Source organism: Nocardiopsis sp. NPDC057823 (assembly GCF_042797335.1).
GTDB lineage: Bacteria > Actinomycetota > Actinomycetes > Streptosporangiales > Streptosporangiaceae > Nocardiopsis > Nocardiopsis changdeensis.
Genome location: NZ_JBHVLR010000005.1, coordinates 103,830 through 130,400, shown reverse-complemented (window position 1 = coordinate 130,400; position 26,571 = coordinate 103,830). Strand labels below are relative to the sequence as shown.

Here is a 26,571-nt window from a genome sequence, read left to right as displayed (position 1 = left end):
GCCGAGACCGCACGAGGAGGCGCGCACATGCGCACCGCACCGTCCCGCCCCGCACTCCCCGACACCGAGACCACCCGAGGAGACGCATCCTTGCGCACCGCCCCGCCACACCCCGCCCTGTCCGCCGCCGAGACCACCCGAGGAGGAACGCACATGCGCGCCGCGACACGCATCCGCTCCCAGATCACCCTCACCGGGGTCGCCAAGCACTACGGCGACCACACCGTCCTGGACGGAGTGGACCTGACCATCGCCCCCGGCGAACGGGTCGGCGTCATCGGTGACAACGGATCCGGCAAGAGCACCCTGCTCCGGCTGCTGGCCGGGGAGGAGGCGCCCGACAACGGCGAGGTCCTCGTCGCCGCCCCCGGAGGCGTCGGATACCTGCCCCAGACCCTGGAACGGGTCGGCGTCATGACCGGCACCGTCGGCGACGCGGTCGACCACGCCCTGGCCGACCTGCGGGAGATGGAGGCCCGCCTGCACCGGTCCGAGGCGTCGCTCGGCACCGCCGGGCCCGCGGAGCTGGCCGCCTACGGCGACCTGCTGTCCGAGTTCGAGGCGCGGGGCGGCTACGAGGCCGACGCCCGGGTCGACGCCGGGCTGCACGGCCTGGGCCTGCCCGGCCTGGACCGCGACCGCCCGCTGCGCACGCTCTCCGGCGGGGAGCGCTCGCGGCTGGCCCTGGCCGCGGTGCTGGCCGCCGACCCCGAACTGCTGCTGCTCGACGAGCCCACCAACGACCTCGACGACAGCGCGGCCGCCTGGCTGGAGCAGCGGCTGCGCACCCACCGGGGCACCGTCGTCGCCGTCACCCACGACCGGGCCTTCCTGGCCCGGATCACCGACACCGTCCTGGAGGTGGACCACGAGCTGCACCGGGTCTACCGGTACGGCAACGGATACGACGGGTTCCTGCGCGCCCGTGCCGCGGCCCGGGCCCGGTGGATCCGCGAGTACGAGGAGTGGAAGGAGGAGCTGGCCCGGCAGCGTCGGCTGGCCGAGAACAACGTCGCCGCGCTCCAGGCCATCCCGCGCATGGTGGACAAGGCGGCCTTCGGGCACGGGAACTTCCGGATGCGCTCGCGCGCCCACGGCGCGATGAGCCGGATCCGGCAGGCCAAGGAGCGGGCGGAGCGGCTGGTCGATAACCCTGTCGCGCCGCCGCCGGTCCCCCTGGAGATGACCGCGTCGTTCACCGCCGCCGACGGCGGCCCCGTGCCGCCGGTGGAGCTGGCGGGGGTGCGCGTGGGGCACCGGCTCGACGTTCCGGCGCTGACCGTCGCCCCGGGCGAGCGGATCATGGTCACCGGTCCCAACGGGGCGGGCAAGAGCACGCTGCTGCGGGTCATCGCCGGGGAGCTGGCGCCCGACGCCGGCGAGGTGCTGCGGCACGGGCGGGTCGGCCACCTCCGCCAGGAGGACGGGGCGGTCGTCCCGGGCCGGACCGTGCTCCAGGCCTACGCGGCCGGGCGGCCGGGGCCGGCCGAGGAGTACCGGGACGAGCTGGCCTCGCTGGGGCTGTTCCGGGCGCGGGAGATGGACCAGCCCGTGGAGTCACTTTCGGTCGGCCAGCGCCGCCGGATCGAAGTGGCCGGATTGACCTCGGGGGTCTACGACCTGCTGCTCCTGGACGAGCCGACCAACCACCTCTCCCCCGGTCTCGTGGAGGAACTGGAGGCGGCGCTGGAGCGCTACACCGGTGCCCTGGTGATCGTCACCCACGACCGCACCATGCGCGCGGGGTTCCGGGGGCGGAGACTGGAGATGCGGGAGGGGATGATCACCGCTGACACCCCGTGATCGGCGAAGTCGCTTTGTCGACAAATTGGCTTGACCATAAATGGCTAAATCCACTGACCGAAACAGGGGGGTGTGTCGGACACCGGCACACCCCCGACACGGTGTCCGAAAAGCCCGGACACCCCAAGCATAAGCTGGCCCCATGCTCGACGGGACCGTTTCCATCCCCCTGCTCCTCCTGCTCGGCGAGGCCGCGCGCACCGCGGGCGTCCCCGAGCACCTCGTCCGCGCCGAGACCGGGCCCGCCGCCACCGCCGACGAGGCCGCCCGCGCCCCCCTGCCCTCCCTGATCCGCCTGTGGGAGCACCTCGCCCACGCCCTCCCGCCCGGCCGGGCCGGAACCCACGTCGCCGACACCGCGGCCCTGGGCGCCCTCCCCGCCTGGGACTACCTGATCGTCAACGGCACCACCCTCACCGACGCCCTCACCCACAGCGCCCCCTACCACCAGGTCGTCACCGCCTCCGAGAAGGAGCTCGCCGTGCACACCCGGGGCGACGACCTCTCGGTGCGCTACCACACCGGCGAGGGGGACCCCCGCACCACCGCCGCCGTCCACGAGTACGTCCTCGCCTACTACCTGCGCCGGGCCTGCGAGGCCACCCGCACCGACCTCACCCCCCGGCGGGTGGCCTTCTCCCACCCGGCCCCCGCCGACCGCTCCGCCCTCGCCCGCGCCTTCGGCACCGCCGCCCTGGAGTTCGACGCCGGGGTGAACGAGCTCGTGTTCCGGGCCGAGGACGCCCACGCGCCCCTGCCCTCCGGCGACCCGCGCCTGGCCGAGCTCCTGCGCGGCCACGCCGGGATGCTGCTGTCCGCCGCCCACCCCCTCCCGGGCTGGCTGGACCTCTTCCGCACCGCCCTGGACGCCGAACTCGACCACGGGGCGCCCGCCCTGGGCGCCGTCGCCGGCCGACTGGCATCGAGCCCGCGCACCCTCCAGCGCCGGCTCGGCGAACACGGGACCACCTGGCGCGCGGAGGTCGACCGCGCCCGCCACGCGCGGGCCCGGCGGCTGCTGTCCTCGGGACTGACCGCCGAGGCCGTCGCCGCCCGCCTGGGCTTCTCCGACGACCGCGCCCTGCGCAAGGCGTTCCACCGCTGGTCGGGGCACACCCCGGCACAGGAGCGCCGCGCGCTGGCGCGCCAGGACCGGTACGCGGCGCGTGTGGACCTGGGGACCGGGGCCGCCCGTCCCTAGGTTCGGAGGTGTCGCCGGGACAGGCCCGGCCCACCGGAACGAGGCACCCCATGACCGTCCGCACCCGCGAGATCCACCTGGCCGCCCGCCCGACCGCCGAGCCGGGCCCCGAGCACTTCGCCCTGGTGGAGACCGACCTCCCCGAGCCCGCCCCGGGCCAGGTCCTGGTCCGCAACACCTGGATGTCCGTCGACCCCTACATGCGCGGCCGGATGAACGACGCGCCCTCCTACATCCCGCCCTTCGAGATCGGCCGCCCCCTGGAGGGGAGCGCGGTCGGCGAGGTCGTCGCCTCCCGGGCCGAGGGGGTCCCGGTGGGCTCGACCGTCTCCCACTTCCTGGGCTGGCGGGAGCACTCGCTGCTCGACGCCGCCGGGGTCACGGTCCTGGACGCCACCCGGATCCCGGCCTCCGCCTACCTCGGCCCCCTGGGGACCACCGGCCTCACCGCCCACCTCGCGCTCACCGACACCGCCCCGGTCCGCCCGGGGGACACCGTGTACGTCTCGGCGGCCGCGGGGGCCGTGGGGAGCGTGGCCGCGCGGATCGCCCGCGACCTGGGCGCGGCCCGGATCGTCGGCTCCGCGGGCGGCCCGGACAAGACCCGGCTGCTGCTGGAGGAGTTCGGCTACGACGCCGCCTTCGACCGCCGGGGCGGCGACCTGGCCGCACGCCTGGCCGAGGCCGCACCCGACGGGGTCGACGTCTACCTGGACTCGGTCGGCGGCGACCACCTGGAGGCCGCCCTGTCGGTGATGAACCAGGGGGGCCGGGTGGCGCTGATCGGCGCGGTCGGCGACTACAACGACGCCGAACCCGCCCCGGGGCCGAACCTGTACCGGGCCGCCACCCGGGAGGTCACCCTGCGCGGCATGCTGGTGAGCAACCACCTGCACCGGTTCCCCGAGTTCCACGCCAAGGCGGTGCCGTGGCTGCTCGACGGCACCCTGCGCACCCGCGAGACCGTCCTGGACGGCCTGGAGAAGGCCCCGGAGGCCCTGCGCGGGGTCCTGGAGGGCGCCAACACCGGCAAGATGCTGGTCCGCCTGTGAACGCGGCCCCGCCGCGGGCGTCCCGGGCCTATCCGGGCGCCATGTCGACGAAGCGGCTGTAGTGGCCCTGGAAGGCCACGGTGACGTCCGCGGTGGGGCCGTTGCGGTGCTTGGCGACGATGATGTCCGCCTCGCCCGCGCGCGGAGACTCCTTGTCGTGCACGTCCTCGCGGTACAGCAGGATCACCATGTCCGCGTCCTGCTCGATGCTGCCCGATTCGCGAAGGTCCGATACTTGTGGGCGTTTGTCGGTGCGCTGTTCGGGGCCTCGGTTGAGCTGGGAGAGCGCCACCACGGGCACCTCCAGCTCCTTGGCCAGCAGCTTGAGCGACCGGGACATCTCCGAGACCTCCTGCTGGCGGCTCTCCACCCGGCCGGGCGAGCTCATCAGCTGGAGGTAGTCGACGATGACCAGCTTGAGGTCGTGCTGCTGCTTGAGCCGCCGGCACTTGGCCCGGATCTCCATCATCGACATGTTGGGCGAGTCGTCGATGAACAGGGGCGCGTTGGCCACCTCGCCCATCCGCCGGGCCAGGCGCGCCCAGTCGTCGTCGGTCATCAGGCCCGACCGCATGGTGTGCAGCGGCACCCGCGCCTCCGCCGAGAGCAGGCGCATGACGATCTCGTTGCGCCCCATCTCCAGGCTGAAGAAGACCGCGGTCATGTCGTGCTTGATCGACGCCGCCCGCGCGAAATCCAGAGCCAGGGTGGAGTTGTGCGTGGGCACCATGGCCTTCGTGGCCAGGAACAGGTGGTCGGGATGGTCCACCTGGACGCAACGGACCGGAACGCTGTCGATGGGACGTACCTGCGTGACGAACCTGGAGCCGATCCGCGCGTAGCCGCGCCCGGCCCCGCGGGTGCGGTGCGCCTCCTGCTTGCGCGAGAGGCGGAAGACCTCGCGTTCGGACCCGAAGGTGACCGTGTAGCAGGTGGAGGAGGCCTCGGTGCGCCCCTTGACCCGTCGTGTCGACATACCGGTGCGGTACCCGAGCCCGTGCGCCAGCTCGCGGAAGTCGTTCGCCAGCCGTTCGTCGGTCACCGCGAACTGGATCGACCCGCTGGCGTTGACCGTGCCGTCGGAGTCCAGCAGCCCGGCCAAGAGCGCCCGCCGCTGCTCCACCGAGGCCCGCAGGTACTCCATGGGGATGTGCTTGTTCCCGAGCACCCCCAGGGTCCTCAAAAGCGCCTGGACGCTCCCGCGGTGCCGGGTGCACTCGCGGCAGCGCAGGCGCCCGCTCATGGGGCTCCCGCAGTCCGGGCAGGGGGACTCCGGGACCGGGTCGGAGACGAACCTCGCCCTTCCGCCACAGGACCGCCCGCAACTGCGCACGTGCGGAAGGGCGGGGACGAATTCCTGTCCGCACACCACGCAGGCCCGCGCCTCGGGGTCCTCCTGGGGGAGGCGGACGCTGTAGGCGAGACGGCCCGCCGGCTTGGTCACCAGCCCCTCGGCCTCGATGTTGATGAGGACCTCCGGATCGGCGGTCGTGATCCGGGCGGCGTCGGTGGCCCCGTCACCCAGCCAGACGCCGAGGAAGTAGGGCGGGAGCGGCAGTTCCCGCTCGGGCAGCTCCAGTGGTCCGGCGTTGGCGACCGAGTGGTTGAGGCGGGCGTCGGCGGTGGACAGCCGCAGGGTGCGGGCGATCTCCCGGGTGGTCCGCACCTCGGGAAGGGCCCGCGGGGCGCCCCCCGAGCGGGCGGCCTCTCGGGCGGCGCGGCGCGATGCCCGGGTGTGGGTGAGCCACTGGTGCTCGGCGTCGGCGACAACGGTGGTCCCGTCGTCGAACACCACCTCGTAGCAGGGGCGCCCGGTCATCACCTCGGTCGCCGCCACCACACGGGTGGGTGTCCCGTCCGCGGCCAGCAGTTCGTCTCCCACCCGGACCGCGCCCATGGTCGTCCACCCCTGGGGGGTGGGCAGCGGGGTGTCCAGGGCCAGGGCCTTCCCGACGGCGGGGCGGGCGGCGATGATGATCATCTGGCCGGGATGGAGGCCGTTGGTGAGGGCGTCGAAGTCGGCGAACCCGGTGGGGACGCCGGTGAGGGTGCCGTCGTGGGAGGAGATGGCCTCGATCTCGTCCAGGGCGCCGGGCATGATGTCGGCGAGGGGGACGTAGTCCTCGCCGGTGCGCTTCTCGGCGACCTTGTAGATCTCGGCCTGGGCGTGGTCGACGAGGTCGTCGACCTCGCCGTCGCCCGCGTAGCCGATCTGCGCGATGCGGGTGCCGACCTCGACCAGGCGGCGCAGCACGGCGCGGTCGGAGACGATCTTGGCGTAGTAGCCGGCGTTCGCCGCGGTGGGGATGGCGTTGGTGAGGGTGGTCAGGTAGAGCGCGCCGCCGACGCGGGCGGACTCGCCGCGCTTGGTCAGCTCGGCGTTGACGGAGACGATGTCGACCGGCTCGCCGCGGGAGAACAGGTCGACGATGGCGTCGTAGATGATCTGGTGCGCCGGCCGGTAGAAGTCCGCGGAGCGGATGATCTCCACGACCTGGGTGATGGCGTCCTTGGAGATGAGCATGCCGCCCAGGACGCCCTGCTCGGCCTGGATGTCGTGGGGTGGCGTGCGCTCGTATCCGCCTTCTTCGGGTGGCTGCTCAGCGACGCTCACGAACAATCTCCCCTGGGCCGTGCTCCACCGGCCCCGGGTCGGGACCGACCCTTCCAGGATGCCTCATGGAACGCGCCGGGGAGGCCGCGGGCGGAGCCGTCCACAGGCTCGATAGCACCCGTTCGCCCGAGTCCGCAGGGGTTTCACCGACCCGTTGTACACATAACCTGTGGATAACTTTGCGCACGACCCCTGTCACCAGTGTTGACCTGCGAAAACACGCTTCGATACGGGGTGTGCAAGATGTCTCACAGAGCCGATTTCCACAAGTTATCCACAGGCATCCCGAGACCTGTGGACAACTTCACCCTCCCAGGGGAACGCCTGTCCGATAGCGTGGACCGGTCATGCCCAGACCGCTCTCCGCCGCCCCGTTCCGGCACCGCCACGACCGCGAGATCTTCGCCCTGGCGATCCCCACGTTCTTCGCCCTCGTCAGCGAACCCCTGTTCCTGCTGACCGACTCCGCGATCGTCGGCACCCTGGGCACCTCGGCCCTGGCCGGGCTGGGCATCGCCGGCCAGGTGCTGCTCACCCTGGTGGCCGTCTGCATCTTCCTCGCCTACGGCACCACCGCGGCCGTCGCCCGCAAGTTCGGCGCGGGGGACGTGCCCGGGGGCATCCGGGACGGGATCGACGGCCTGTGGCTCGCCGTGCTGCTCGGCGCCGCGGCGATCGCGATCGGCTGGCCGCTCGGGCCCGCCATGGTGGACCTGCTGGGGGCCTCTCCCGAGGTCGCCCCCTACGCCCTGGTCTACCTGCGCGTCAGCCTGCTGAGCACGCCGTTCCTGCTCATCGTCATGGCGGGCACCGGTGTGCTGCGCGGCCTCCAGGACGCCCGCACCCCGCTGGCCGTCGCGGTCGCGTCCTTCCTGGGCAACGCGCTGCTGTGCGCGGTGTTCGTGCTGGTCCTGGACTGGGGCATCGCCGGTTCGGCGTGGGCGACGGTGATCGCCCAGGGCGGCGGGGCGTTCTGGTACGTGGCGGTGATGGTGCGCCGCGCCCGGAGCGAGGGGGTGTCGCTCGCGCCGTCGGCGGCGGGCCTGCGCGCCTCGGCCTCGGCCGGGTTCGCGCTGTTCCTGCGCAGCGTCTCGATGCGCGTGGTGGCGCTGGTGACCGTGGCGGTGGCGGCCCGGCTCGGCGACGCGTCGGTGGCCGCCCACCAGGTCTCGCACAACATCTGGGCGCTGCTGGTGTTCGCCATGGACGCGATCGCGATCGCCGGGCAGGCGATCGTCGGCCGCTACCTGGGGGCGGGCGACGTCCGCGGGACCCGGGACGCCACCCGCCGCATGGTCGAGTGGGGCGTGATGCTGGGCACGGCCTTCACCCTGCTGGTGCTGCTGGTCCTGCCGTGGGCGTGGATCCCGTTCACCTCGGACCCGCAGGTGCGCGTGCTCATCACCGCGTCCCTGGTCGTGGTGGCCCTGCTGCAGCCGCTGAGCGGGGTGACCATGGTGCTCGACGGAGTGCTGATGGGCGCCGGGGACCAGCGCTACCTGGCCTGGGCCTCCCTGTGGACGATGCTGGCCTTCCTGCCGTTCGCCCTGGTGGTGCCGCCGCTCGGGCTGTCTTCCACCGGGGGGATCGTGGCCCTGTGGGTCGCCTACGGGATCTGGATCCTGGCCCGTGCGGTCGCCCTGGGGCACCGGGCCCGGGGCACGGCCTGGCTGGTCACCGGCGCGTCCAGGCCCTGACCCGGCCCTGCCCGGGAGTTCCGGCGGGGCGGAAGTCCCGGGGCGCCGGGGTCAGAGGGAGACGTCGAGCTCGCCGACCGCCGGACCGTGGTAGAAGGTGGCCACCCGCTCCGAGGACGGGGTGTCCGGGAAGGTCGGCAGCTGTTCCAAGGAGATCTCGACCCCGGTGACCCGGCCCAGGTGGGAGAGCTGTTCCCGGAGCCGGGAGGCGACGTCCCTGCGCAGGTCCGGGAGCATGGAGTAGAGCTTGTCCCCCGGGCAGTTGGTGGAGTTGTAGTCGCGGTGGCCGACGATGGCCTCCTGCGGGTCCAGCCGGTAGACCAGGCACAGCCAGGCGCAGGTGTCCACCAGGGAGCGCATGAGCGCGGCCGGCGGGGTCGCCGTGCTGTAGGTGCCCTCGTTCTCGATGCCGATGGTGTGCGAGTTGTGGTCGGCCGTGTGCGCGCCGATCACGTGGTGGCCGTCGCCGATGGCCTGGAGGGTGCGGTCGCGGCCCTCCATGATGTGCCCGCCGCGGCTGATGGTGAGCTGCTGCCCGGTGTCGCTCCACCCGTTGTGGTCCATGTGGTATCGCTGGATGGAGCGGGACAGCGAGGCCGCGTGGGCGGTGGAGGTGTCGGAGACGTTCCCGGTGGCGGTGTGGTGCACGACGATGTGGGTCGGCCCCTTCCCCAGGACCTCGATGCGGTTCTTGGGGGCCCTGGCCTTCCAGTCCGTGCGGGTGTACACCTTGGGCCTGGCCGCGGCCAGCGCGCCCGTGGCGGGGGTGAGCCCGGCCAGCCCGCCGAGCAGCACGCCCCCGGCGGCCAGTGCGGTGCCCCTCAGGACCGTCCTGCGGTCGGGTAGGTGCTCCGGTCGTCCGTTCATCGGCCCGTCGTCCTCTCTGTCCTGGGCGTCACGCGACACCGACACAGAGAACACGATAGATTACAAAGAGTAGCCAAAGGGTGGCTTTCGGTGACCACCGGCGTGTTGCCCCCGAACGGGACCGGCCCCGCACCTCGAAGGAGGTGCGGGGCCGGTTCGCACGAGCGCGAACGCCTCGGCTCAGACGCCGACGACGTCCAGCTTGATCGTGGCGACGACCTCGGGGTGCAGGCGGACCTGGACCTTGTGGGCGCCGGCCGACTTGATCGGGGTCTTGACCTCGATGCGGCGCTTGTCCAGCTGCGGGCCGCCGGAGGCCTGGACGGCCTCGGCGATGTCCGCCGGGGTGACCGAGCCGAAGAGGCGGCCACCCTCGCCGGCGCGCTGCTTGAGGCGCACGGTGAGCGCGTTGACCTGGCCGGCGACCTGCTTGGCCTCGTCCAGGGTCCGGATGTCGCGCGCGGCGCGGGCGCGCTGGATCAGGTCGATCTGCTTCTGGCCGCCGCGCGTCCACCGGATGGCGAACCCGCGGGGAAGCAGGTAGTTGCGGCCGTAGCCGTTCTTCACCTCGACGACATCGCCGGGGGCTCCGAGACCGTTGACCTCGTGGGTCAGGATCAGCTTCACGACAAAAACCTCCCTCGGAGAATCCCCGCTAGCGAGCGGTGCTGGTGTAGGGCAGCAGGGCGACCTCGCGCGCGTTCTTGATCGCGGTGGCGACGTCGCGCTGGTGCTGGGTGCAGTTACCCGTCACGCGGCGGGCGCGGATCTTGCCGCGCTCGGAGATGAACTTGCGGAGAAGCGTGGTGTCCTTGTAGTCGATGTAGGACTGCTTCTCCTGGCAGAAAAAGCAAACCTTCTTCTTGGGCTTGCGCGCTGCCGGCTTCGCCATCGTGGTGCTCCTTCGCAAGAGCCCCGGGTTCCTCCCGGGGATGGTCTGAGGACATGTGAACAGTGACTCGGCGCCCTGGGGCGCCGGGTCGGGGTGTCGCGCCTACGGCACGGGGCCGCGGCGCGGACGCTCGGCTAGAACGGCGGGTCGTCGGAGAAACCGCCGCCGAAGCCGCCGCCTCCGCCACCGCCGCCGTTGTTGGCCCACGGGTCGTCGTTGGCGGGGCCGCCGCCGCGGTTGCCCTGCTGGCCGCCGCCGAAGCCGCCGCCCTGGTTCCCGTAGCCGCCGCCACCCTGCTGGGGCTGGCCGCCACCGAAACCACCGCCGCCGCCCCCGCCGAAGCCGCCGCCCCCGCCGCCCTGGCGCTGCGTCTTGGTCACCTTGGCGGTGGCGCTGCGCAGGGCCGGGCCGACCTCGTCGACGTCGACCTCGAAGACGGTGCGCTTCTCACCCTGCTGGGTGTCGTAGGAGCGCTGCTTGAGGCGCCCCTGGACGATCACGCGCATACCGCGCTGGAGGCTCTCCGCGACGTTCTCCGCGTACTGCCGCCACACGGTGCAGGTGAGGAACATGGACTCGCCGTCCTTCCACTCCCCCGACGCGCGGTCGAAGGTGCGCGGCGTCGAGGCCACGCGGAAGTTGGCGACAGCGGCTCCACTCGCCGTGAAGCGCATCTCAGGATCGTCGACCAGGTTGCCGACGAGCGTGATCTGGGTTTCGCCTGCCATGAGGGCTCCGGTTCGGGGTAGATCGGGTCAGGCGGTTTCGCCTGCTCCCCTGATCATCCGTCCTTCCACCGACAGAAATCAGCGGAATCGGGCGATCCGGGGAAGGGGGCCGCGGCCGGGGGGCCGCTAGTGGACCTCGGGCCGGATGACCTTGGTGCGGAGCACGGCCTCGGCGATGCCGAGCTGGCGGTCGAGCTCCTTGACCGTGGCGGGCGTGGCCGTCAGGTCGATCACGGCGTAGATGCCCTCGGGGTTCTTCTCGATGTCGTAGGCGAGCCGACGCTTGCCCCAGATGTCGACCTTCTCGACCGAGCCGCCGTCGTTGCGCACGACGGACAGGAAGTTCTCCAGCGACGGGGCGACGGTGCGCTCGTCGAGGTTGGGGTCGAGGATGACCATGATTTCGTAACGACGCATCGGCGTACGTTCCTCCTCTGGACTGTCGCGGCCATGGAATCTCCATGGCAGGAGGGCAGGAGCCCGCGGTGTCCCGCTCGTGGCGGCGGGGGCGCGGGCTCAGAGCCATACGGGAACCAAGGCTACCAGCAGCACGGGACCGGAATCGGCGGCCGCTCCCCCGGCCGCGGACCCCGCCGGACGCGCGGAGGGGCCGGTGCGCGATGCGCACCGGCCCCCCACCTCCGGGTCCCCGGAAGGGTCAGTCGTCGCGGGTGCCCAGGATGGTCACCCGGCCGTTGTTGTCCTGGCCCTGTCCGGGACGCCAGCCGCCGTTGTCCTCTTCCCCCTCCGTGTGGCAGGGGTCGGTGATCGGACGGCTCGCGCAGTCGTCCGGCGGAGTCGGTTCGCCCGTCTCGTCGTCACAGTCCCAGGGGAAGGTGCAGTCGGGAGGCGTCTCGAAGCCCTCGCAGTTGGGGTTGTTCGGATCGATGTTGTTCGGGTCGCACGGGACGTCGCTGGGCTCCTCGCTCGGCTCCTCGCTGGGCTCCTCGCTGGGCTCCTCCGAGGGCGAGGGGTCCGGGCTGGGCGTGGGCGCGAAGTTCTGGTCCGTGCCCACGTTCGCGGCCGGCGGGAAGTTCTGCGGCTCCAGCTCCATGATGTCCACGGCCTGGACCATGAACTCGCGCCACACGGTGGCCGAGGTGCTGCCACCGAAGACCTCGCTGTTGGAGATGCCCTCGAACTCCAGTCCCGTATTGGCGTCCGCCCGGCTGAGACCGACCGCCACCGACAGCTGGGGCACGTAGCCGACGAACCAGGCCGAGATGGCGCCCGAGGAGGTACCGGTCTTGCCCGCGACCGGGCGGCCGTCGGGCAGCGCGGCGTTGGTGCCACCGCCGTTGGTGACGACCTCGGTCAGGGCGAAGGTGACGTCGGCCGCGACCTCGGCGGACATGGCCCGGGTCCCGGTCTCGATCAGGTCCGCATCGTTGGGCGGGATCTCGGTACCGTCGCTGGTGGTCACCTTGGTGACCATGTGCGCCGGCCGGTGCACCCCGTCCGCGGCGAAGGTCGCGTAACCGCTGGCCTGGTCCAGGGCGCTGACCTGGTGGGTGCCCAGCGCGATCAGCGGCCCCTGGGTGGAGGTCGTGGTCTGCTCCTCGTCCACACCGGCGGCGACGGCCATCTGGTCCACGGCGGCCGGCGTCACCTCGACGGCGAGCTGCACGTACGGGGTGTTGTAGGAGTGCGCGGTGGACTCGACGAGGTCGACCGCACCGTGGTCCTGCAGGTCGGCGTTCTGGACCGGGCTGGCCAGCCCTTCGAACTCCTGCGGCGAGTCGCCGTTCATCAGCGTGCGGAGGCTGATGTTCTGGCTGAGCGCCGTGGCGAGCACGTAGGGCTTGTACGACGAACCCGCCTGGGTGCGCTCCACCAGGGACTGGTTGAGCTGGACGCCCACGTCCTCGCCGCCGCGGAAGGCGACGATCTCGCCGGTGGCGGGGTTGATCGCGGTCAGGCCCTTGCGGGTGTCCTCCGGGTGTCCGGGCAGGGTGTCGAACGCGGTGTAGGCCGCCTCCATGAGCTCGGGGTTGAGGGAGGTCTCGACCTTGTAGCCCTTGGTGGCGACCTCGTCGGCGGTGAGGTTGTAGCGCTCGACGAGCTCGGTGACGACGGCGTCGCGGACGTAGCCGGGCTTGGGGTCGAACTCCTCCTCGACCTCTTCCTCCTCGGCCTCTTCCTCCTCGCCTTCGGCGGTGGGGCCCCACTGGGTCGTCGTGGGGATCTCCAGGGCGTCGGCCTGACTCCTGGTCAGGCCGCGGTCGGGGTTCTCCTCATGGATGGCCACCAGTTGGTCCTGAATGTAGGGCCAGCGCTCCTCGTTGAGGTACGTCTCGGTCCAGGGCCCCAGCTCGGAGTTCTCGAAGTTGGACGGCATCTGGATGATGATCCCCAGGTAGGCGCCCTCGGCCGGGTCGAGCTCCGTCACACTCTTGTCGAAGTACTGGCGGGCCGCCATCTCGATCCCCATGGCCTGGCGGCCGAAGTAGATCGTGTTGACGTAGCGCTCGAGGATGTCCTCCTTGGACATCTGCTGGCCCAGCTTGATGGAGATGAAGATCTCGCGGATCTTGCGCTCGATCGTGCCGAGACCTTCGAGGTCGCTGTAGTAGTTGCGGGCCATCTGCTGGGTGATGGTGGAACCGCCGCCGGCCTCGCCCCGGTAGAACAGGGCGCGGCCGATACCCGTGATGCTGATGCCGGGGTCCTCGAAGAACGTGTGCTGCTCGGCGGCGATGATGCCGTCGATGACGTGCGGCGGGATGTCCTCGTACTGGACCTCGATGCGGCGGACCTCGCCCGTGGTGACCGCGACCTCGCCGGTCGACCAGAAGATCTGGGTGGCCGAGTAGCCGGCGTCCTCCTTGGCGTCGAGGTCGTCCTTGTCGGGGGCCTGCGCGTACAGGAACGCGAAGACCGCCACGCCGCTGATGACCATCAGGCCGAACGCGGCCAGCGCGGGCTTCCACGCCTTGGCGAAGAACCGCTTCCACCAGGGGCGGTCGTCCGGCTCGTCCTCGCCGCCGCGGCGCCGGCGTCCTCCGCCGGATCCGCCGCGTCCGCCACCGCCGGCGGCCGCACGGCGGCGGCCGCCCTCGGAGCGGGCGCCGTGCTCGCGCTCGCGCGGGTCGCGCGGGCCGTCGGGACGGCGCCGGCCGCCGGGGCGGGACGCGTCCTCGGGCGGACGGCGCCGCCGCTGGCCCTCGGCCCGGGCGCCGTGCTCGGCGTCCTCGGGACGGCGGCGGGGGCGCTCGCCGTCGGCGGGCGGGCGCCGTCGCTGCCCCTCCGGAGCGCCGCGCCGGCCGCCCTCGCGGCCGCGCGGGTCGTCCTCCGGGGGCCTGCGGCGCTGTCCGCCCTCGGGGCGCCGCGGGCGCTCGCCCTCGGCCCTCCGGCGGCCGCCGCGGCCTTCGGATCCCATGTCATCGGCCGGGGGGCGGCGCCGGGGGCGCTCCTCCTCCCCCCAGAAACCGTTGTCCGCTTCCGGGGATCGGCGCCCTCCGGCACGTTGTTCCCTGGGCGGCGGGCCGTCGGCCCTCCGCCTCCCGCCGTTGCCCCCGGCGCCGCTCGCCGGGCCCTCGGCCCGGCGACGGCCGCCGCCGGCATCCCGTCGTCGTTCGGTACTCACGTGGTCCTCGATTGCCTTTCACGGCCGGTCGGCCTGACGATTCCTTGGTGGAACGGGGGGCGGTCCCCCTGGGGGATCGGTGGTCCGCGACCTGTTCCGCGGTGACCGGCGCGGGGTCGGGCCGGTGGTCCGGCCCCGCCACTGTCGCCTGTGCTTCAAGGCTTGATAAAGGGACGCCCCGCCGGGGGCGAAGGTTTTCAACAGGTCGCGAAGACGTTGGCCGCTGCATCCTCCTGGTCGTTGGCCCGTAGGGACTCCGGTCCCTTCGGAGGCGACCGGCGTGGACGCCCGTCCCTGGCCGGGTCGGGGGCTCTACCGGCTTTCACGCGCAAATCACAGGTCACGTTAAAGCGATGGGACGGTATAGCACAACCCACGCGCGAGGGTACCCCGTGCGACAGAACACTCCGTCACCGGCGGTGGATCGCCCTCCGTCGTGACTGCTCAACGCGCGGAAACCGAACACCGGTGGCCTTTCTGCGCGCAGGGGCGGGGGGCGACGGCGCAGGCAGGGCGGATGTGTGACATTTCGCGCGCGGTGCGCGGGTGCGGCCGACGGCACGGAGGGTCACGGGCGAATCCGGAACGACCGTGTCACCTTGGGTGACATGCGGTTCTCCAGATGACCGAAGATAGAGTCATACACGAACAAAACAGTCGGAGCCACACGTTCCATCGCCCGTCCGGCGTCCGGGCGGGAACAGAAACACCGTGCGAGCCGCTGAGCACTTACGGAGAACGAACGCGGAACGCCGCCACCCCCGCCGGCCACGGAAACGGGGGTGCCGTCGTGCGCCGTGGCATCCATGTTCGCGAGCAAGAAGGAGCAAGGACCAATGGGTTCGGTACGTGTAGCCGTCGTGGGCGTCGGCAATTGCGCGGCGTCGCTCGTCCAGGGCGTGCACTACTACAAGGACGCCGACCCCGGCTCTCGGGTACCTGGCCTGATGCACGTCCAGTTCGGCCCGTACCACGTGCGCGACATCGAGTTCGTCGCCGCCTTCGACGTGGACGCCAAGAAGGTCGGCCACGACCTGGCCGACGCCATCGTCGCCAGCGAGAACAACACGGTCAAGATCTGCGACGTGCCGCCCACCGGCGTCACCGTCATGCGCGGACCCACCTACGACGGGCTGGGCAAGTACTACCGCGAGATGATCCAGGAGTCCCCCGAGGACGCCGTGGACGTCGTCGCCGCCCTCAAGCACAGCAAGGCCGACGTCCTCGTCTCCTACCTCCCCGTGGGGTCGGAGGAGGCCGACAAGTTCTACGCCCAGTGCGCGATCGACGCCGGCGTGGCCTTCGTCAACGCCCTGCCCGTGTTCATCGCCTCCGACCCCGAGTGGGCGGCCAAGTTCACCGAGGCCGGGGTGCCGATCATCGGCGACGACATCAAGTCGCAGGTGGGTGCCACCATCACCCACCGGGTGCTGTCCAAGCTGTTCGAGGACCGCGGCGTCATCGTCGACCGCACCTACCAGCTGAACTTCGGCGGCAACATGGACTTCAAGAACATGCTCGAGCGCGAGCGCCTGGAGTCCAAGAAGATCTCCAAGACCCAGTCGGTCACCTCCCAGATCCCGCACGAGCTCAACGCGGGCGCCGTGCACATCGGCCCCTCGGACCACGTGCCGTGGCTGGACGACCGCAAGTGGGCGTACGTGCGCCTGGAGGGCCGCGCCTTCGGCGACGTGCCGCTGAACCTGGAGTACAAGCTGGAGGTCTGGGACTCCCCCAACTCCGCCGGGATCATCATCGACGCGGTGCGCGCGGCCAAGATCGCCAAGGACCGCGGCATCGGCGGCCCGATCGACGCCCCCTCCTCCTACTTCATGAAGTCGCCTCCCGTGCAGTACAGCGACTCCGAGGCGCACGACGCGGTCGAGCGCTTCATCGCGGGCGAGTAGCCCCGGCCGGGGTCCGCCCGGGGCCGGCCCGGCCCCGGGCACGCCCTACCCTGGTGGCGTGTCCTTCTTCGGCGATCTGCGCACCGTGCTGCGGGGCTCCCGGTTCCGACGGCTCTTCGGCACGCGACTGGTCTCGCAGTTCTCCGACGGGGTCTACCAGGCGGGCCTGGCCGGCTTCGTCTTCTTCAACCCCGAGCAGCACACGGGGGCGGCCGCCGTGGCGGCGGCCTTCGCGGTGCTGCTCCTGCCGTTCTCGGTGGTGGCGCCGTTCGCCGGGGTGCTCATCGACCGGTGGCCCAGGCGCCAGGTCCTGCTGCTGTCCGCCCTGGCCAAGGCCGCGCTGGCGGTGGTCAGCGCGGTGGTCGTGGCCGGGGGCGAGAGCCCGGCCTTCTTCGTCGCGGCGCTGCTGGTGCTGAGCGTCAACCGCTTCTTCCTGTCCGGGCTGTCCGCGGGCCTGCCGTACGTGGTGCCGCGCGAGCAGCTCATGATGGCCAACGCCGTCACCCCCACCTGCGGGACCGTGGCCAGTTCGCTGGGCACCGGGGTCGGGCTGGGCCTGGGGGTGCTGGGCGGCACCGGCTCGGCCGGGGCCGCCGCGATCCTGGTGGCGGCCGCGGCGGGGTTCGCCGCCGCCGGGCTGGTCTCCCTCTCCCTGGGCCGCCGGGAGCTGGGACCGCATTTGGAGCGCGAGCCCGAGGAGGTGCGCGCCGCGGTGGGGAGCGTGGTGCGCGGGATGGTCGCCGGGGTGCGGCACATCTGGTCGCGGCCGCCCGCCCGGGACGCGCTGGGCACCATCGGCCTGCACCGGGTGCTGTTCGGGATCTCCTCGCTGATGACGCTGCTGCTGTACAACAACACGTTCACCGGCGGCGGGGTGGCGGGCCTGGCCGGGTTCTCGGTGTCCGCCGGGGTGCTGGCGGTCGGGTTCTTCCTGGGCGCGGTGGCCACGCCGTGGGCGACGGAGCGGATGTCGCCGGGGGCGTGGATCGGGCTCCAGCTGCTGGTGGCGGCGGTGGTGCTGGCGGTGTTCGCGCTGCCGTTCTCGTCCGCGCTGTTCCCGGTGGCGGCGTTCGTGCTGGGGTTCGTGTCCCAGGGCGTGAAGGTCACCGTCGACACGCAGGTACAGCGATATGTCGACGACGCCTTCCGCGGGCGCGTGTTCTCCGTGTACGACGTGCTTTTCAACGCGACGTTCGTGCTGGGCGCGGGGCTGGCCGCCGCACTGGTGCCGCCCTCGGGCCTGGGGACCGCGGTGGTTGTCGGCATGGTCGCCGTCTACCTGGCCGCCGGTCTGGCCTGGGTGCTCCGGGAGCGCCGAGCCGCCTCCCCCGCCCCCGCCTCCTAAGGGGTCACGGGGTGGCGTCCCTTGGTCGACGTGTCGACCTGTTCCCGTGTCGTCCTGTAGACGGACAGGCCTCGGGAGCGGTAGTTGGCGAGCGCGTGCTCGCCGTCCAGGGAGCAGGTGTGCAGCCACACCCGGCGGGTGGGCTCGCGGCCGGGCAGCCGGTCGGCCAGGTCCCAGGCGCGGCGCAGGGTGAGCGTGAGCATGTGGCCGCCCAGGCCGCGGCCGAGGAACCCGGGCAGCAGGCCGAAGTACACGACCTCGACCGCGCCGTCGGGCTGGGCCTCCAGCTCCGTGTACCCGGCGGGGGCGCCGTCGAGGTAGAGCACCCAGGTCTCCAGGCCGGGGCGGTCCACCCAGTCCCGCCACTGCCGGTCGGTCCAGGGCAGGCGGTCGGTCCACTGCCAGTCGCCGCCGACCCGCTCGTACAGGAAGCGGTTGAACGCGGGGCTGGGGATCCCGACCCGGTCGAACCGTACGTCGCCGCCGGGGTCCCGCGCGGGGCGCAGCCCGCCGGGGTCGGTCGTCTCCAGGTACCAGGTGGTCAGGCTCATCGGGCCAGTGTCAGGCCCGGTCCTCCGCCCCCGCAATGACGGGCGTCACCCCCAGGGCGTCCGTGGCCGGCCGGCCCCTGAGCGGGCTGGAGTAGACGACGTTGGTGGTGACGGACCCCATCACCGCGACGCGGGCGACGACCTCCTCCAGGTGGCGCATCGACCGGGCCACGGTCTTGAGCAGGAAGCAGTCCTCCCCGGTGATGTGGTGGGCCTCCAGGATCTCGGGGGTGGTGGCCAGCAGGTCGTGGAAGGGCCGGTAGTTGCCGTTGGGGTAGGCCAGCCGGATGAAGGCGGTCACGGCGAACCCCAGCCGCTCGGGGTCGACGACCGCGGAGTAGCCGGAGACCACCCCGGCGGCCTCCAGCCGGCGCACCCGCTCGGCGACGGCGCTGGCGGACATGGACACCGCCCGGGCCAGCTCGGCGTACCCGGCCCGGCCGTCGGCCTGGAGGGCGGCGAGCAGGCGCAGGTCGGTCTCGTCCAGTGATACGTCGGTCATGGGAGGGATATACCGTGCGATCCACGGTGAGGACAAGGAGGGGCCGTGGATCGCGCCTGTCCGGGCGGGGCGCCCGGATCTAGCCTTGTCGACATGACGACTTCACGCTTCGCCGACCCCGAGTCGGCCGTGGCCCACTTCTCCGCCCGCCTGGGCCTGTACACCGACGTGTCCGACGTGCGGGCGGCACTGGCCTCGGGCGAGCCCGGCTTCACCCTCGTCGACACCCGCGCCCGCGTCGCCTGGGACCAGGGGCACGTCCCGGGGGCGGTGCACCTGCCCCGCACGGAGATCGCCGAGCGGGCCGCGGCGCTGGTCGACCCGGACCTGCCGGTGGTCGTGTACTGCTGGGGGCCGGGCTGCGACGGCGCCGCCAAGGGCGCGCTGGAGTTCGCCCGCCTGGGCCGCCGGGTCAAGGAGATGGTGGGCGGCATCGAGTACTGGATCCGCGAGGGGTTCGAGGTCGAGACCGCGTCCGGTGTCGAGCGCTCCCCGGTCGACCCGCTCACCGCCCCGGTCCACTCCCCCGTCTGCGCCTGCTGACCCGCGACCCGCCGCCGGTACGCGGCACCGCGGGGCTCCGAGCGGGAGGCGTGTCGACATGTCCCCACAGAGACTGATCGATCAGTGACCATCTCACTACTTGCTGTAGTGTCCGGGCCAAGGATGTCTAGTCACGGAGAGATGGTGTGCCATGAACGGTGCTCTGGGGATCGGAGCCCCCTCCAGCGCCTTCGGCCGGCGCGGAGTGGCCAAGCGGATCGGGGCCGTCTCGCGGCACCTGCCCGTCCGCGGGGACCGGCTGCTCGACGTCGGCTGCGGTGACGGGACCTACACCGTCGAGCTGGCCGAGGGGTACGTCCGGGTCGACGCGATCGACCTGGAGCCGCAGCGGCTGGACATGTTCGCCGAGCGGATCGCCGGGAGCCCGCTGGAGGACCGGATCGGCGTCCACAAGATGTCGGCGGACTCGCTGGCGTTCGACCCCAACACCTTCGACCGCGTCACCGCGTTCGAGGTGGTCGAGCACGTCGAGGACCTGGAGGGGGCGCTGGCGGAGATCCACCGGGTCCTCAAGCCGGGCGGGGCGTTCTCGCTCACCACCCCCAACCGGTGGTTCCCCTTCGAGACCCACGGGGTGCTGTGGGGCGGGCACCGCCGGTCGGCGCTGACCGCGCCGTTCCTGCCCTGGGTGCGCCCGCTGCACGAGCGGATGTCCGACGCGCGCGCGTTCACCACCCAGGAGATGGGGCGGCTGCTGCGCGGCGCCGGCCTGCGGGTGCGGGCGATCGACTACCTGATGCCGCCCTTCGACCGCCGCCCGCGCCCCCTCCAGTCCGTCTCGGACGGCCTGGAGGGAACGCCGCTGCGCGTGTTCGGGATGGCCATGGCCGTCACCGCGGTCAAACCCGGCCGCTGACCCCGGCGCCGGGCGCCCTCAGGACGACAGGTGCTCGGCGGCCCAGGCGCGCAGCGCCTCGGTCGCGGCCTCCTTCTCCATCGGGCCGTTCTCCAGGCGCAGTTCCAGGAGGTAGCGGTAGGCCTTGCCGATCTCCGGCCCCGGCTTGAGGCCGAGGATCTCCTGGATCTCGTTGCCGTCCAGGTCGGGCCGGATGCGGTCCAGCTCCTCCTGTTCGGCGAGGGCGGCGATGCGCCGCTCGATGTCGTCGTAGGAGCGGGCCAGCGCCGCCGCCTTGCGCCGGTTGCGGGTGGTGCAGTCGGCCCGGGTGAGGATGTGCAGCCGCTCCAGCAGCGGCCCGGCGTCGCGGGCGTAGCGGCGCACCGCGGAGTCGGTCCACTCGCCCTTGCCGTACCCGTGGAAGCGCAGGTGCAGGGCGACCAGGGACGACACGTCGGACACGACGTCCTTGGGGAAGCGCAGCGCGGTGAGGCGCTTGCGGCTCATGGACGCCCCCACCACCTCGTGGTGGTGGAAGGTCACCCGGCCGGCCCCCTCGAAGGCCCGTGTCTTGGGCTTGCCGATGTCGTGCAGCAGCGCCGCCAGGCGCAGCACCAGGTCGGGCTCGTGCCCGCGGGCGTGCTCCAGCTCGATGGCCTGGTCCAGCACGGTGAGCGAGTGCTCGTAGACGTCCTTGTGCCGGTGGTGCTCGTCGATCTCCAGCCGCAGCTTGGGCAGCTCGGGCAGCACGTGGGGCGCGATGCCCAGGTCGACCATCAGCCCCAGGCCCCGGCGCGGGTCCGGGCTGAGCATCAGCTTGGTCAGCTCGTCGCGGACGCGCTCGGCGGAGACGATGGTCAGCCGCTCGGCCATGTCCCGGGCCGCGTCGGCGACCTCCGGGGCGAGGTCGAAGCCGAGCTGGGCGGCGAACCGCACCGCGCGCATGATGCGCAGCGGGTCGTCGCTGAAGGAGTCCTCCGGCTTGCCCGGGGTGCGCAGCACCCCGGCCCGCAGGTCGGCGAGGCCGCCGAAGGGGTCGACGAACTCCCCGGCGGGCAGGCGCACCGCCATGGCGTTGACCGTGAAGTCGCGGCGCAGCAGGTCGCCCTCGATGTCCGTGCCGTAGGCCACGTCGGGCTTGCGGGACTTGGGGGAGTACGACTCGCTGCGGTAGGTGGTGATCTCCAGCTGGAGGTTCTTCTTGCGCACGCCGACGGTGCCGAAGTCGATGCCGACGGTCCACACGGAGTCGGCCCAGCCGTCGACCAGCTCCAGCACCCGCTGGGGCACCGCGTCGGTGGTGAGGTCGATGTCGTGGGAGGGTCTGCCGAGGAGCGCGTCCCGGACCGGGCCGCCGACCAGGGCCAGCTCCCGCCCGTGCTCGGCGAACCGCCCGCCGAGTTCGTCGGAGACGGGTCGGGCCGACTCGACCAGCGCGGCTATGGCGGACAGCTGCGCAGGGGTCGGCGCACCCGCCGCGGTCGGCATGGCGTCGTTCTCACTCGAAGACTCTGTGTTCGGCACACAACGCAGGTTAGGCGGCCCCGCGGGCAAACCGCGAATCGTTTGCGGGCGTACCGGGGGAGGCCGCGCGGGGTGCGGAACGGCCGCCGAACGCGGTGTACGCGCCCGTTCGGCGGGTGTCGTCCCCGCCGCGACACGTCGCGCGGAGGTCCTCGCCAGAGCCGGGGTGTGAGGGAGACGGTATCTTCAGGTGCAGTGGTGGGACGCCCTTGCCTTCTCCGCGCCCGCCCGACCCGCGAACGCCGTGCGCGCCGTGCGGGCACCCCGACCGTTCCCGCCCCTTGTCGATCCCCGGCGGAACGGCCACCTGGACCCGAATCAGGAAACCGGTCAAGCGTTGCGTCGAATCACCTCCGTGCCGGTGGTCATGGCCCTGGCCACCGCGCTGCTTCCGTTCCCGGCCATGTCCGCGCAGGCCTCGGCCCCGGCCGAACCGGCCGATGACACCGAGCCGCTCGTCGTCGAGCGGATCACGCCGGACGCCCTCGACGAGGACGCCACCCTCCGCGTCTCGGGCGAGGTGGTCAACACCACGTCGGACAGCCTGCACGACGTCACCGTCCGCATGCGCTACTCGAGCCACCCGTTCGCGGACCGCGCGGCCATGGACGCGTTCGGCCCCGACGGCGACTGGCGGCCCGACGCGCCCGGGCCCGACGACGAGATCACCGCGGAGCTGCCGCCCGGCACCAGCCAGACCTACACGCTGAGCGTGCCGGCGGAGGACCTGAACCTGGGCTCGTACGGCGTCTACCCGCTGGTGATCGAGGCGGTCGACGGCGACGGCACCGTGATCGGCACCCAGTACACCTTCCTCCCCTACGTCGGCGACGGGGAGGACGTCCCCTCCGTCGACATCGCCTGGGTGTGGCCGCTGATGGCCCCGCCCCAGCGGGCGGACGACGACACCTTCCTCGGCGACGGGCTGGCGGCGACCGTCACCGAGAACGGCCGGCTGGGCCGGCTGCTGGCGGCCGGAGCCCAGGCCCCCCTGTCCTTCGAGCCGGGCGACGAGGACCTCGTCGAGCTGCTCGGCCTGGACCCCGACACCCCGACCCCGGAGACCCCGCCGGAGGCGACCGCCGAGGAGACCGCCGAGACCGTGCCCGAGGCCTCCGCCTCGGAGGAGGACGACGCCGGGACGGGCGAGAACGAGGAGGAGCCGGAGGAGGCCGAGGCCGAGGAGCCGGCCCCGACCCGCACCGAGGGGGTCCCCGTCACCTGGGCCGTCGACCCCGGCACCCTCGACGACATCCTGCGCCTGGCCGCCGAGGAGCACGAGGTCGTCACCGACCCGCTGGCGGTGCCCGCCGAGTCCGGGCCCGCGCGGGAGACCGCCCAGGCGAACGTGGCCGCGCAGGTGTGGCTGCGCGAGGCCCGCGCGGCGCTGGCCCTGGACACCGTGGTGGCCACCCCCTACGCCTCCCCCGACCTGGCCGCGCTGCTCCGCAACGAGATGGACGGCGACGCCGAGGCGTCGGTCGGGATCGGCCGCGAGGCGGTGGAGACGGCGCTGGGGCTGTCCGCGGACGAGCGCTTCGCCCTGCCCGCCGGAGGCCTGATGGACGGCCCCGTGCGCGAGCTGCTCGCCGAGCAGGGCGCCACCCGCTTCCTCCTGTCGGAGGACGCGATGCCCCCTCAGAGCTGGCTCCAGACGACCCCCACCGCCCAGGCTCCGCTGTCCGGGGGCGGGGACTCCGACGAGGAGCCCTTCGCCCTGGTGGCCGACGAGGGCATCACCGACGTGCTGTCCATGCCCACCGACACCCCGGGCGGCACCGCCCTGGCGCTCCAGCGGTTCGCCGCCGAGACCGCGATGATCGCGGGCGAGAACGCCGGGGGCGACCGCGTCGTGGTCGCCTCCCCCGAGCCCGGCTGGGACCCGTCCCGCGAGTTCGCCGACGGCGTGCTGGCCGCCAGCGACGACCTGCCCTGGCTGTCCCCGGAGCGCCTGGAGGACGTCGAGCTGCCCGCCTCCGGCGAGCGGGAGGACACCCGCGCCCCGCTCGACTACCCGGACTCCGCGGCCGAGGCCGAGCTCGGCTCCACCTACCTCGGCCTGGTCGAGGACGTCAGCCGGGACGTGCGGATGTTCAACAGCGTCCTGGTGGAGGACTCCGACCCGTTCCGCCCGGCCCTGATCCGCCTGGAGTCCGTGTACTGGCGCGAGGAGGAGGCCCTGGCGGGCGCCACCCGCGGGCTGGTCATGGACGAGGTCGACGACGGCCTGTCAGCGGTGCGCATCATCCCCGGCGAGGACGTCACGCTGGCCAGCCGGACCGGGATCACCGGCATCCTCGTCGCCAACGACCTGGAGGACGAGGCCGTCTACGTGCACCTCTCGGTGTACTCCGAGAACGCCGAGCGGTTGAGCATCGGCGAGTACAACACCCACTTCGAGATCGACCCCGGCGCCAAGACGACGGTGTACGTACCGCTGTCGGCCCGGATCAACGGGCGCACGGTGGTGCACGCGAGCCTGCACAACTCCGCCGGCGAGCCGATCAACAGCCAGGACGTCCAGCTGCCGGTGAACGCCACCGGCCTGGGGACCCAAGCGCTGCTGATCAGCGGTGTGGGCGCCCTGATCCTCGTCGCCGCGCTGGCCCCGCGCGCCCTGCGCAAGTGGGTGGCCCGCCGGAGCCGGGCCGCCGCGGCGGAGGAGGCCGCGGGCGGCCCCGCGGAGGCCGAGGACACGGAGGACACCGGGCGGTCCGAGGGGACCGGCGCGTCCGAAGGGCCCGAGAAGCCCGCGGGACCCGGGACGCCCGCCGGGCCGGGGGACGCCGGAACCGACGGTCCCGGAGCGCCCTCTCAGAACGACGGGGAGCCCGACGACACCACGACGGCCGCCGGGGACGCACCGTCCGCGCGCGGCGAAGGGGCGTGAGCCCCGCTCCCCCGTCGACACGGCGCCCTGCCGACAAGGCGCCGTGTCGACACATCCGCACATCGCCGTGTCGGCGCGCCCCGGGCGCACGGACACGGCCCGACCCGGCCGCGGGCTCCCACCCGCGCCGGGTCCCTCCCGGTCGGACGAAAGGAAGCCTGATCCACGGTGGTCACCGACTCCCCGAACGAAGGCGGAAAGCACCGCCGTCGTTCCTCTCAGCCCGAAGGCCCCCTCCCGGGTGAGAGCCCGCTGCGCCCTTCCGGCGGCCCCGTCCCCTCCTTCGAGGAGGGCGAACTGCCCGAGCCCGCCGTCCCCGGGACCCGCCGGGCGGCCGAGGGGGCCGAGGAGCCCGCGGCCCCCGGCGGTTCCGGCGACGCCCCGGCGGGCGGCGGCATGATGCGCTCCAGCGCCATCATGGCGGTCGGCACCATGGCCTCCCGGATCACCGGCTTCGTCCGCACCATCGTGCTGGGCGCCGCCATCGGCACCCACCTGCTCGGTGACGCCTACCACACGGCCCACACGATCCCGTTCATCCTCAACGACCTGCTCATCGGCGGCCTGATGGCCAGTGTCGTCGTGCCGTTCCTGGTCAAGCGGCGCAAGCGCGACGCCGACGGCGGCAAGGCCACCGAGGACCGGCTGTTCACCACGACGTTCGTGGCGCTGTTCCTGCTCACCGCCGTGGCGATCGCGGCCGCCGAGTTCCTGATCTGGCTGTACGGGTCCCGGTTCACCGACGCGCAGTTCGAGGCCTCGGTGCACCTGGCCCGCTACCTGCTGTCCCAGATCTTCTTCGTGGGGCTGAGCGGCCTGCTCACCGCCATGCTCAACACCCGCGGGTACTTCGGCGCCGGGGTATGGGCGCCGGTGCTCAACAACCTGGTGATCATGACCGTGGCGGGCCTGTTCCTGTGGGTCGCGGGCCCCGGTCGGACGCCGGACACCGTCACCGAGGGCCAGCTGACCCTGCTGGGCGCGGGCACCGCCGCCGGCATGGCGCTGCAGGCCCTGGTGCTGTTCGTCGCGCTGGCCCGGACCGGCTACCGCTGGCGCCCGCGCCTGGACCTGCGCGGTTCCGGGCTGGGCGAGGCCGTCAAGACGGCCGGCTGGATGATGATGTACACCCTGCTCACCCAGGCGGGCCTGTGGATCACCACCAACATCGCCAACGCCGCCAACGTCGCCGCCATCGAGGAGGGCCGCTCCGTCGGCGCGGGCATCACCGCCTACAACCTCGCCTACCAGCTGTTCCAGCTGCCGTACGCGATCATCGCGGTCTCCCTCATCACGGTGCTGCTCCCCCGGATGAGCGCGCACGCCGACGACCACGACTGGGACGCGGTCCGGTCGGACTTCTCCCGCACCCTGCGGATCTCCGCGTTCGTGCTCGTCCCCATGGCGTTCGCGATCGCCCTGTTCGCCGAGCCGCTGTCGATCCTGGCGTTCGCCCGCGGGTCGATCTCCCCGGCCGACGCGGCCAACATCGGCCAGATCCTGGCCGTGATGTCGCTCGGGCTGGTGCCGTTCACCGTGTTCCAGCTCATGCTGCGCGTGTTCTTCGCCATGGGCGACACCCGCACCCCGGCGCTGATCGCCATCGCCAACCTGGCTGTTCACAGCGCTCTGGCGCTGGTGTCCTACCTGCTCCTGCCGCCGGAGACGGTCGTCGTGGGCGTGGCCGCGGGCTTCATGTTCTCGTTCCTCAGCGGACTCGTCATCGCAGGTCTGGTGCTCAGCCGGCGGATCGGGGGGCTTGACGGAAAGCACATCATTGGCACATTGTTGCGCCTGCACCTGGCCGTCGTCCCGAGCGTCGCGGCCGGTTTCGGTGTGCTCTGGGCCTTCGAGACCTTCGTCGGCCCGGGTCTGCTCACCTACATCGGCGCACCCGTGGCCGGGTGCCTTCTCGGCGCGTTGTTCTTCCTCGCGGCCGCACGGCTGCTGCGGGTCCCCGAATTGAGCGCCGCGGTGGAACTGATCCGCGGCCGCCTGCGTCGTTGATGCCGC

The 26,571-nt window shown here is 72.5% G+C and carries 20 protein-coding genes; 10 read left to right on the top strand and 10 right to left on the bottom strand.

The window, feature by feature from the left end; genetic code table 11:
• Positions 1-153 precede the first annotated feature (153 nt).
• The 3 genes from abc-f (at position 154) to ACFVNO_RS11110 (ending at position 4,056) form a co-directional block, all read left to right on the top strand.
• Entirely contained in the window at positions 154-1,803 is a 1,650-nt protein-coding gene (abc-f, locus tag ACFVNO_RS11120; RefSeq protein WP_378891586.1) for a ribosomal protection-like ABC-F family protein, read from the top strand.
• Positions 1,804-1,945: 142 nt separating this feature from the next.
• Positions 1,946-3,004, top strand: a complete 1,059-nt coding sequence (locus ACFVNO_RS11115) for an AraC family transcriptional regulator ligand-binding domain-containing protein (protein ID WP_378891583.1) — start codon at positions 1,946-1,948, stop codon at positions 3,002-3,004.
• Positions 3,005-3,054: 50 nt separating this feature from the next.
• Positions 3,055-4,056 (top strand): NADP-dependent oxidoreductase, encoded by a 1,002-nt coding sequence (locus ACFVNO_RS11110; protein WP_355260593.1) that lies wholly within the window; start codon positions 3,055-3,057, stop codon positions 4,054-4,056.
• A 28-nt stretch (positions 4,057-4,084) separates the two neighbouring features.
• On the opposite strand, the gene dnaB is transcribed toward ACFVNO_RS11110, so the two are convergent.
• Positions 4,085-6,670 carry a replicative DNA helicase gene (gene dnaB / locus ACFVNO_RS11105; protein ID WP_378891580.1) on the bottom strand — a complete coding sequence of 862 codons (2,586 nt, stop codon included), beginning with the start codon at positions 6,668-6,670 and terminating at the stop codon, positions 4,085-4,087.
• A gap of 347 nt (positions 6,671-7,017) precedes the next feature.
• On the opposite strand from dnaB, the gene ACFVNO_RS11100 reads away from it, so the two are divergent.
• On the top strand, positions 7,018-8,367 hold the full coding sequence (locus tag ACFVNO_RS11100; protein ID WP_378891577.1) for an MATE family efflux transporter: 1,350 nt from the start codon (positions 7,018-7,020) through the stop codon (positions 8,365-8,367).
• A gap of 51 nt (positions 8,368-8,418) precedes the next feature.
• Here the strand turns inward: ACFVNO_RS11100 and ACFVNO_RS11095 are convergent, their stop codons facing one another.
• The 6 genes from ACFVNO_RS11095 to ACFVNO_RS11070 form a co-directional block, all read right to left on the bottom strand.
• A complete protein-coding gene (locus ACFVNO_RS11095) occupies positions 8,419-9,234 on the bottom strand; it encodes a peptidoglycan recognition family protein (protein WP_220563975.1) in 816 nt (271 codons plus the stop codon).
• A 180-nt stretch (positions 9,235-9,414) separates the two neighbouring features.
• Complete coding sequence (rplI, locus tag ACFVNO_RS11090) at positions 9,415-9,861, bottom strand: 50S ribosomal protein L9 (protein ID WP_355260577.1); 447 nt, start codon at positions 9,859-9,861, stop codon at positions 9,415-9,417.
• 28 nt (positions 9,862-9,889) lie between these two features.
• Positions 9,890-10,126: a 30S ribosomal protein S18 gene (gene rpsR, locus ACFVNO_RS11085; RefSeq protein ID WP_073381321.1), complete on the bottom strand. Its 237-nt coding sequence runs from the start codon at positions 10,124-10,126 to the stop codon at positions 9,890-9,892.
• A 134-nt stretch (positions 10,127-10,260) separates the two neighbouring features.
• A complete protein-coding gene (locus ACFVNO_RS11080) occupies positions 10,261-10,854 on the bottom strand; it encodes a single-stranded DNA-binding protein (protein ID WP_220563977.1) in 594 nt (197 codons plus the stop codon).
• A gap of 126 nt (positions 10,855-10,980) precedes the next feature.
• Positions 10,981-11,271, bottom strand: a complete 291-nt coding sequence (rpsF, locus tag ACFVNO_RS11075) for a 30S ribosomal protein S6 (RefSeq protein WP_220563978.1) — start codon at positions 11,269-11,271, stop codon at positions 10,981-10,983.
• A gap of 241 nt (positions 11,272-11,512) precedes the next feature.
• Positions 11,513-13,753 (bottom strand): transglycosylase domain-containing protein, encoded by a 2,241-nt coding sequence (locus ACFVNO_RS11070; protein ID WP_378892006.1) that lies wholly within the window; start codon positions 13,751-13,753, stop codon positions 11,513-11,515.
• Between the two features lie 1,523 nt (positions 13,754-15,276).
• On the opposite strand from ACFVNO_RS11070, the gene ACFVNO_RS11065 reads away from it, so the two are divergent.
• Positions 15,277-16,347 carry an inositol-3-phosphate synthase gene (locus tag ACFVNO_RS11065; protein WP_355260570.1) on the top strand — a complete coding sequence of 357 codons (1,071 nt, stop codon included), beginning with the start codon at positions 15,277-15,279 and terminating at the stop codon, positions 16,345-16,347.
• Between the two features lie 58 nt (positions 16,348-16,405).
• On the top strand, positions 16,406-17,692 hold the full coding sequence (locus ACFVNO_RS11060) for an MFS transporter (protein WP_355260567.1): 1,287 nt from the start codon (positions 16,406-16,408) through the stop codon (positions 17,690-17,692).
• On the opposite strand, the gene ACFVNO_RS11055 is transcribed toward ACFVNO_RS11060, so the two are convergent.
• Together ACFVNO_RS11055 and ACFVNO_RS11050 are read right to left on the bottom strand one after the other, a co-directional pair.
• Positions 17,689-18,243 (bottom strand): GNAT family N-acetyltransferase, encoded by a 555-nt coding sequence (locus ACFVNO_RS11055; RefSeq protein WP_355260564.1) that lies wholly within the window; start codon positions 18,241-18,243, stop codon positions 17,689-17,691. The genes ACFVNO_RS11060 and ACFVNO_RS11055 overlap by 4 nt on opposite strands.
• A 10-nt stretch (positions 18,244-18,253) precedes the next feature.
• The gene (locus ACFVNO_RS11050; RefSeq protein WP_355260561.1) at positions 18,254-18,745 is read right to left on the bottom strand and encodes an Lrp/AsnC family transcriptional regulator; all 492 of its coding nucleotides are present in this window, start codon (positions 18,743-18,745) and stop codon (positions 18,254-18,256) included.
• A gap of 93 nt (positions 18,746-18,838) precedes the next feature.
• Here ACFVNO_RS11050 and ACFVNO_RS11045 point away from each other — a divergent pair, with 93 nt between their 5' ends.
• Both ACFVNO_RS11045 and ACFVNO_RS11040 read left to right on the top strand, forming a co-directional pair.
• Complete coding sequence (locus tag ACFVNO_RS11045; RefSeq protein ID WP_378891568.1) at positions 18,839-19,288, top strand: rhodanese-like domain-containing protein; 450 nt, start codon at positions 18,839-18,841, stop codon at positions 19,286-19,288.
• Between the two features lie 151 nt (positions 19,289-19,439).
• Positions 19,440-20,165 carry a class I SAM-dependent methyltransferase gene (locus ACFVNO_RS11040; protein ID WP_355260555.1) on the top strand — a complete coding sequence of 242 codons (726 nt, stop codon included), beginning with the start codon at positions 19,440-19,442 and terminating at the stop codon, positions 20,163-20,165.
• An 18-nt stretch (positions 20,166-20,183) separates the two neighbouring features.
• On the opposite strand, the gene ACFVNO_RS11035 is transcribed toward ACFVNO_RS11040, so the two are convergent.
• Positions 20,184-21,668: a CCA tRNA nucleotidyltransferase gene (locus ACFVNO_RS11035; RefSeq protein ID WP_378891564.1), complete on the bottom strand. Its 1,485-nt coding sequence runs from the start codon at positions 21,666-21,668 to the stop codon at positions 20,184-20,186.
• A gap of 367 nt (positions 21,669-22,035) precedes the next feature.
• Between ACFVNO_RS11035 and ACFVNO_RS11030 the strand changes: the two genes are divergently transcribed.
• Both ACFVNO_RS11030 and murJ read left to right on the top strand, forming a co-directional pair.
• Entirely contained in the window at positions 22,036-24,558 is a 2,523-nt protein-coding gene (locus tag ACFVNO_RS11030) for a DUF6049 family protein (RefSeq protein ID WP_378892003.1), read from the top strand.
• A gap of 168 nt (positions 24,559-24,726) precedes the next feature.
• Positions 24,727-26,565 carry a murein biosynthesis integral membrane protein MurJ gene (gene murJ, locus ACFVNO_RS11025; RefSeq protein WP_355260549.1) on the top strand — a complete coding sequence of 613 codons (1,839 nt, stop codon included), beginning with the start codon at positions 24,727-24,729 and terminating at the stop codon, positions 26,563-26,565.
• The last annotated feature ends 6 nt before the right edge of the window (positions 26,566-26,571 follow it).

Coding starts and splice junctions, on each gene's coding strand:
- abc-f (WP_378891586.1), top strand. CDS start 154: ATGCGCGCCGCGACACGCATCCGCTCCCAGATCACCCTCACCGGGGTC.
- ACFVNO_RS11115 (WP_378891583.1), top strand. CDS start 1,946: ATGCTCGACGGGACCGTTTCCATCCCCCTGCTCCTCCTGCTCGGCGAG.
- ACFVNO_RS11110 (WP_355260593.1), top strand. CDS start 3,055: ATGACCGTCCGCACCCGCGAGATCCACCTGGCCGCCCGCCCGACCGCC.
- ACFVNO_RS11100 (WP_378891577.1), top strand. CDS start 7,018: ATGCCCAGACCGCTCTCCGCCGCCCCGTTCCGGCACCGCCACGACCGC.
- ACFVNO_RS11095 (WP_220563975.1), bottom strand. CDS start 9,234: ATGAACGGACGACCGGAGCACCTACCCGACCGCAGGACGGTCCTGAGG.
- rpsR (WP_073381321.1), bottom strand. CDS start 10,126: ATGGCGAAGCCGGCAGCGCGCAAGCCCAAGAAGAAGGTTTGCTTTTTC.
- ACFVNO_RS11080 (WP_220563977.1), bottom strand. CDS start 10,854: ATGGCAGGCGAAACCCAGATCACGCTCGTCGGCAACCTGGTCGACGAT.
- rpsF (WP_220563978.1), bottom strand. CDS start 11,271: ATGCGTCGTTACGAAATCATGGTCATCCTCGACCCCAACCTCGACGAG.
- ACFVNO_RS11070 (WP_378892006.1), bottom strand. CDS start 13,753: ATGGTCATCAGCGGCGTGGCGGTCTTCGCGTTCCTGTACGCGCAGGCC.
- ACFVNO_RS11065 (WP_355260570.1), top strand. CDS start 15,277: ATGGGTTCGGTACGTGTAGCCGTCGTGGGCGTCGGCAATTGCGCGGCG.
- ACFVNO_RS11055 (WP_355260564.1), bottom strand. CDS start 18,243: ATGAGCCTGACCACCTGGTACCTGGAGACGACCGACCCCGGCGGGCTG.
- ACFVNO_RS11050 (WP_355260561.1), bottom strand. CDS start 18,745: ATGACCGACGTATCACTGGACGAGACCGACCTGCGCCTGCTCGCCGCC.
- ACFVNO_RS11045 (WP_378891568.1), top strand. CDS start 18,839: ATGACGACTTCACGCTTCGCCGACCCCGAGTCGGCCGTGGCCCACTTC.
- ACFVNO_RS11040 (WP_355260555.1), top strand. CDS start 19,440: ATGAACGGTGCTCTGGGGATCGGAGCCCCCTCCAGCGCCTTCGGCCGG.
- ACFVNO_RS11030 (WP_378892003.1), top strand. CDS start 22,036: ATGGCCCTGGCCACCGCGCTGCTTCCGTTCCCGGCCATGTCCGCGCAG.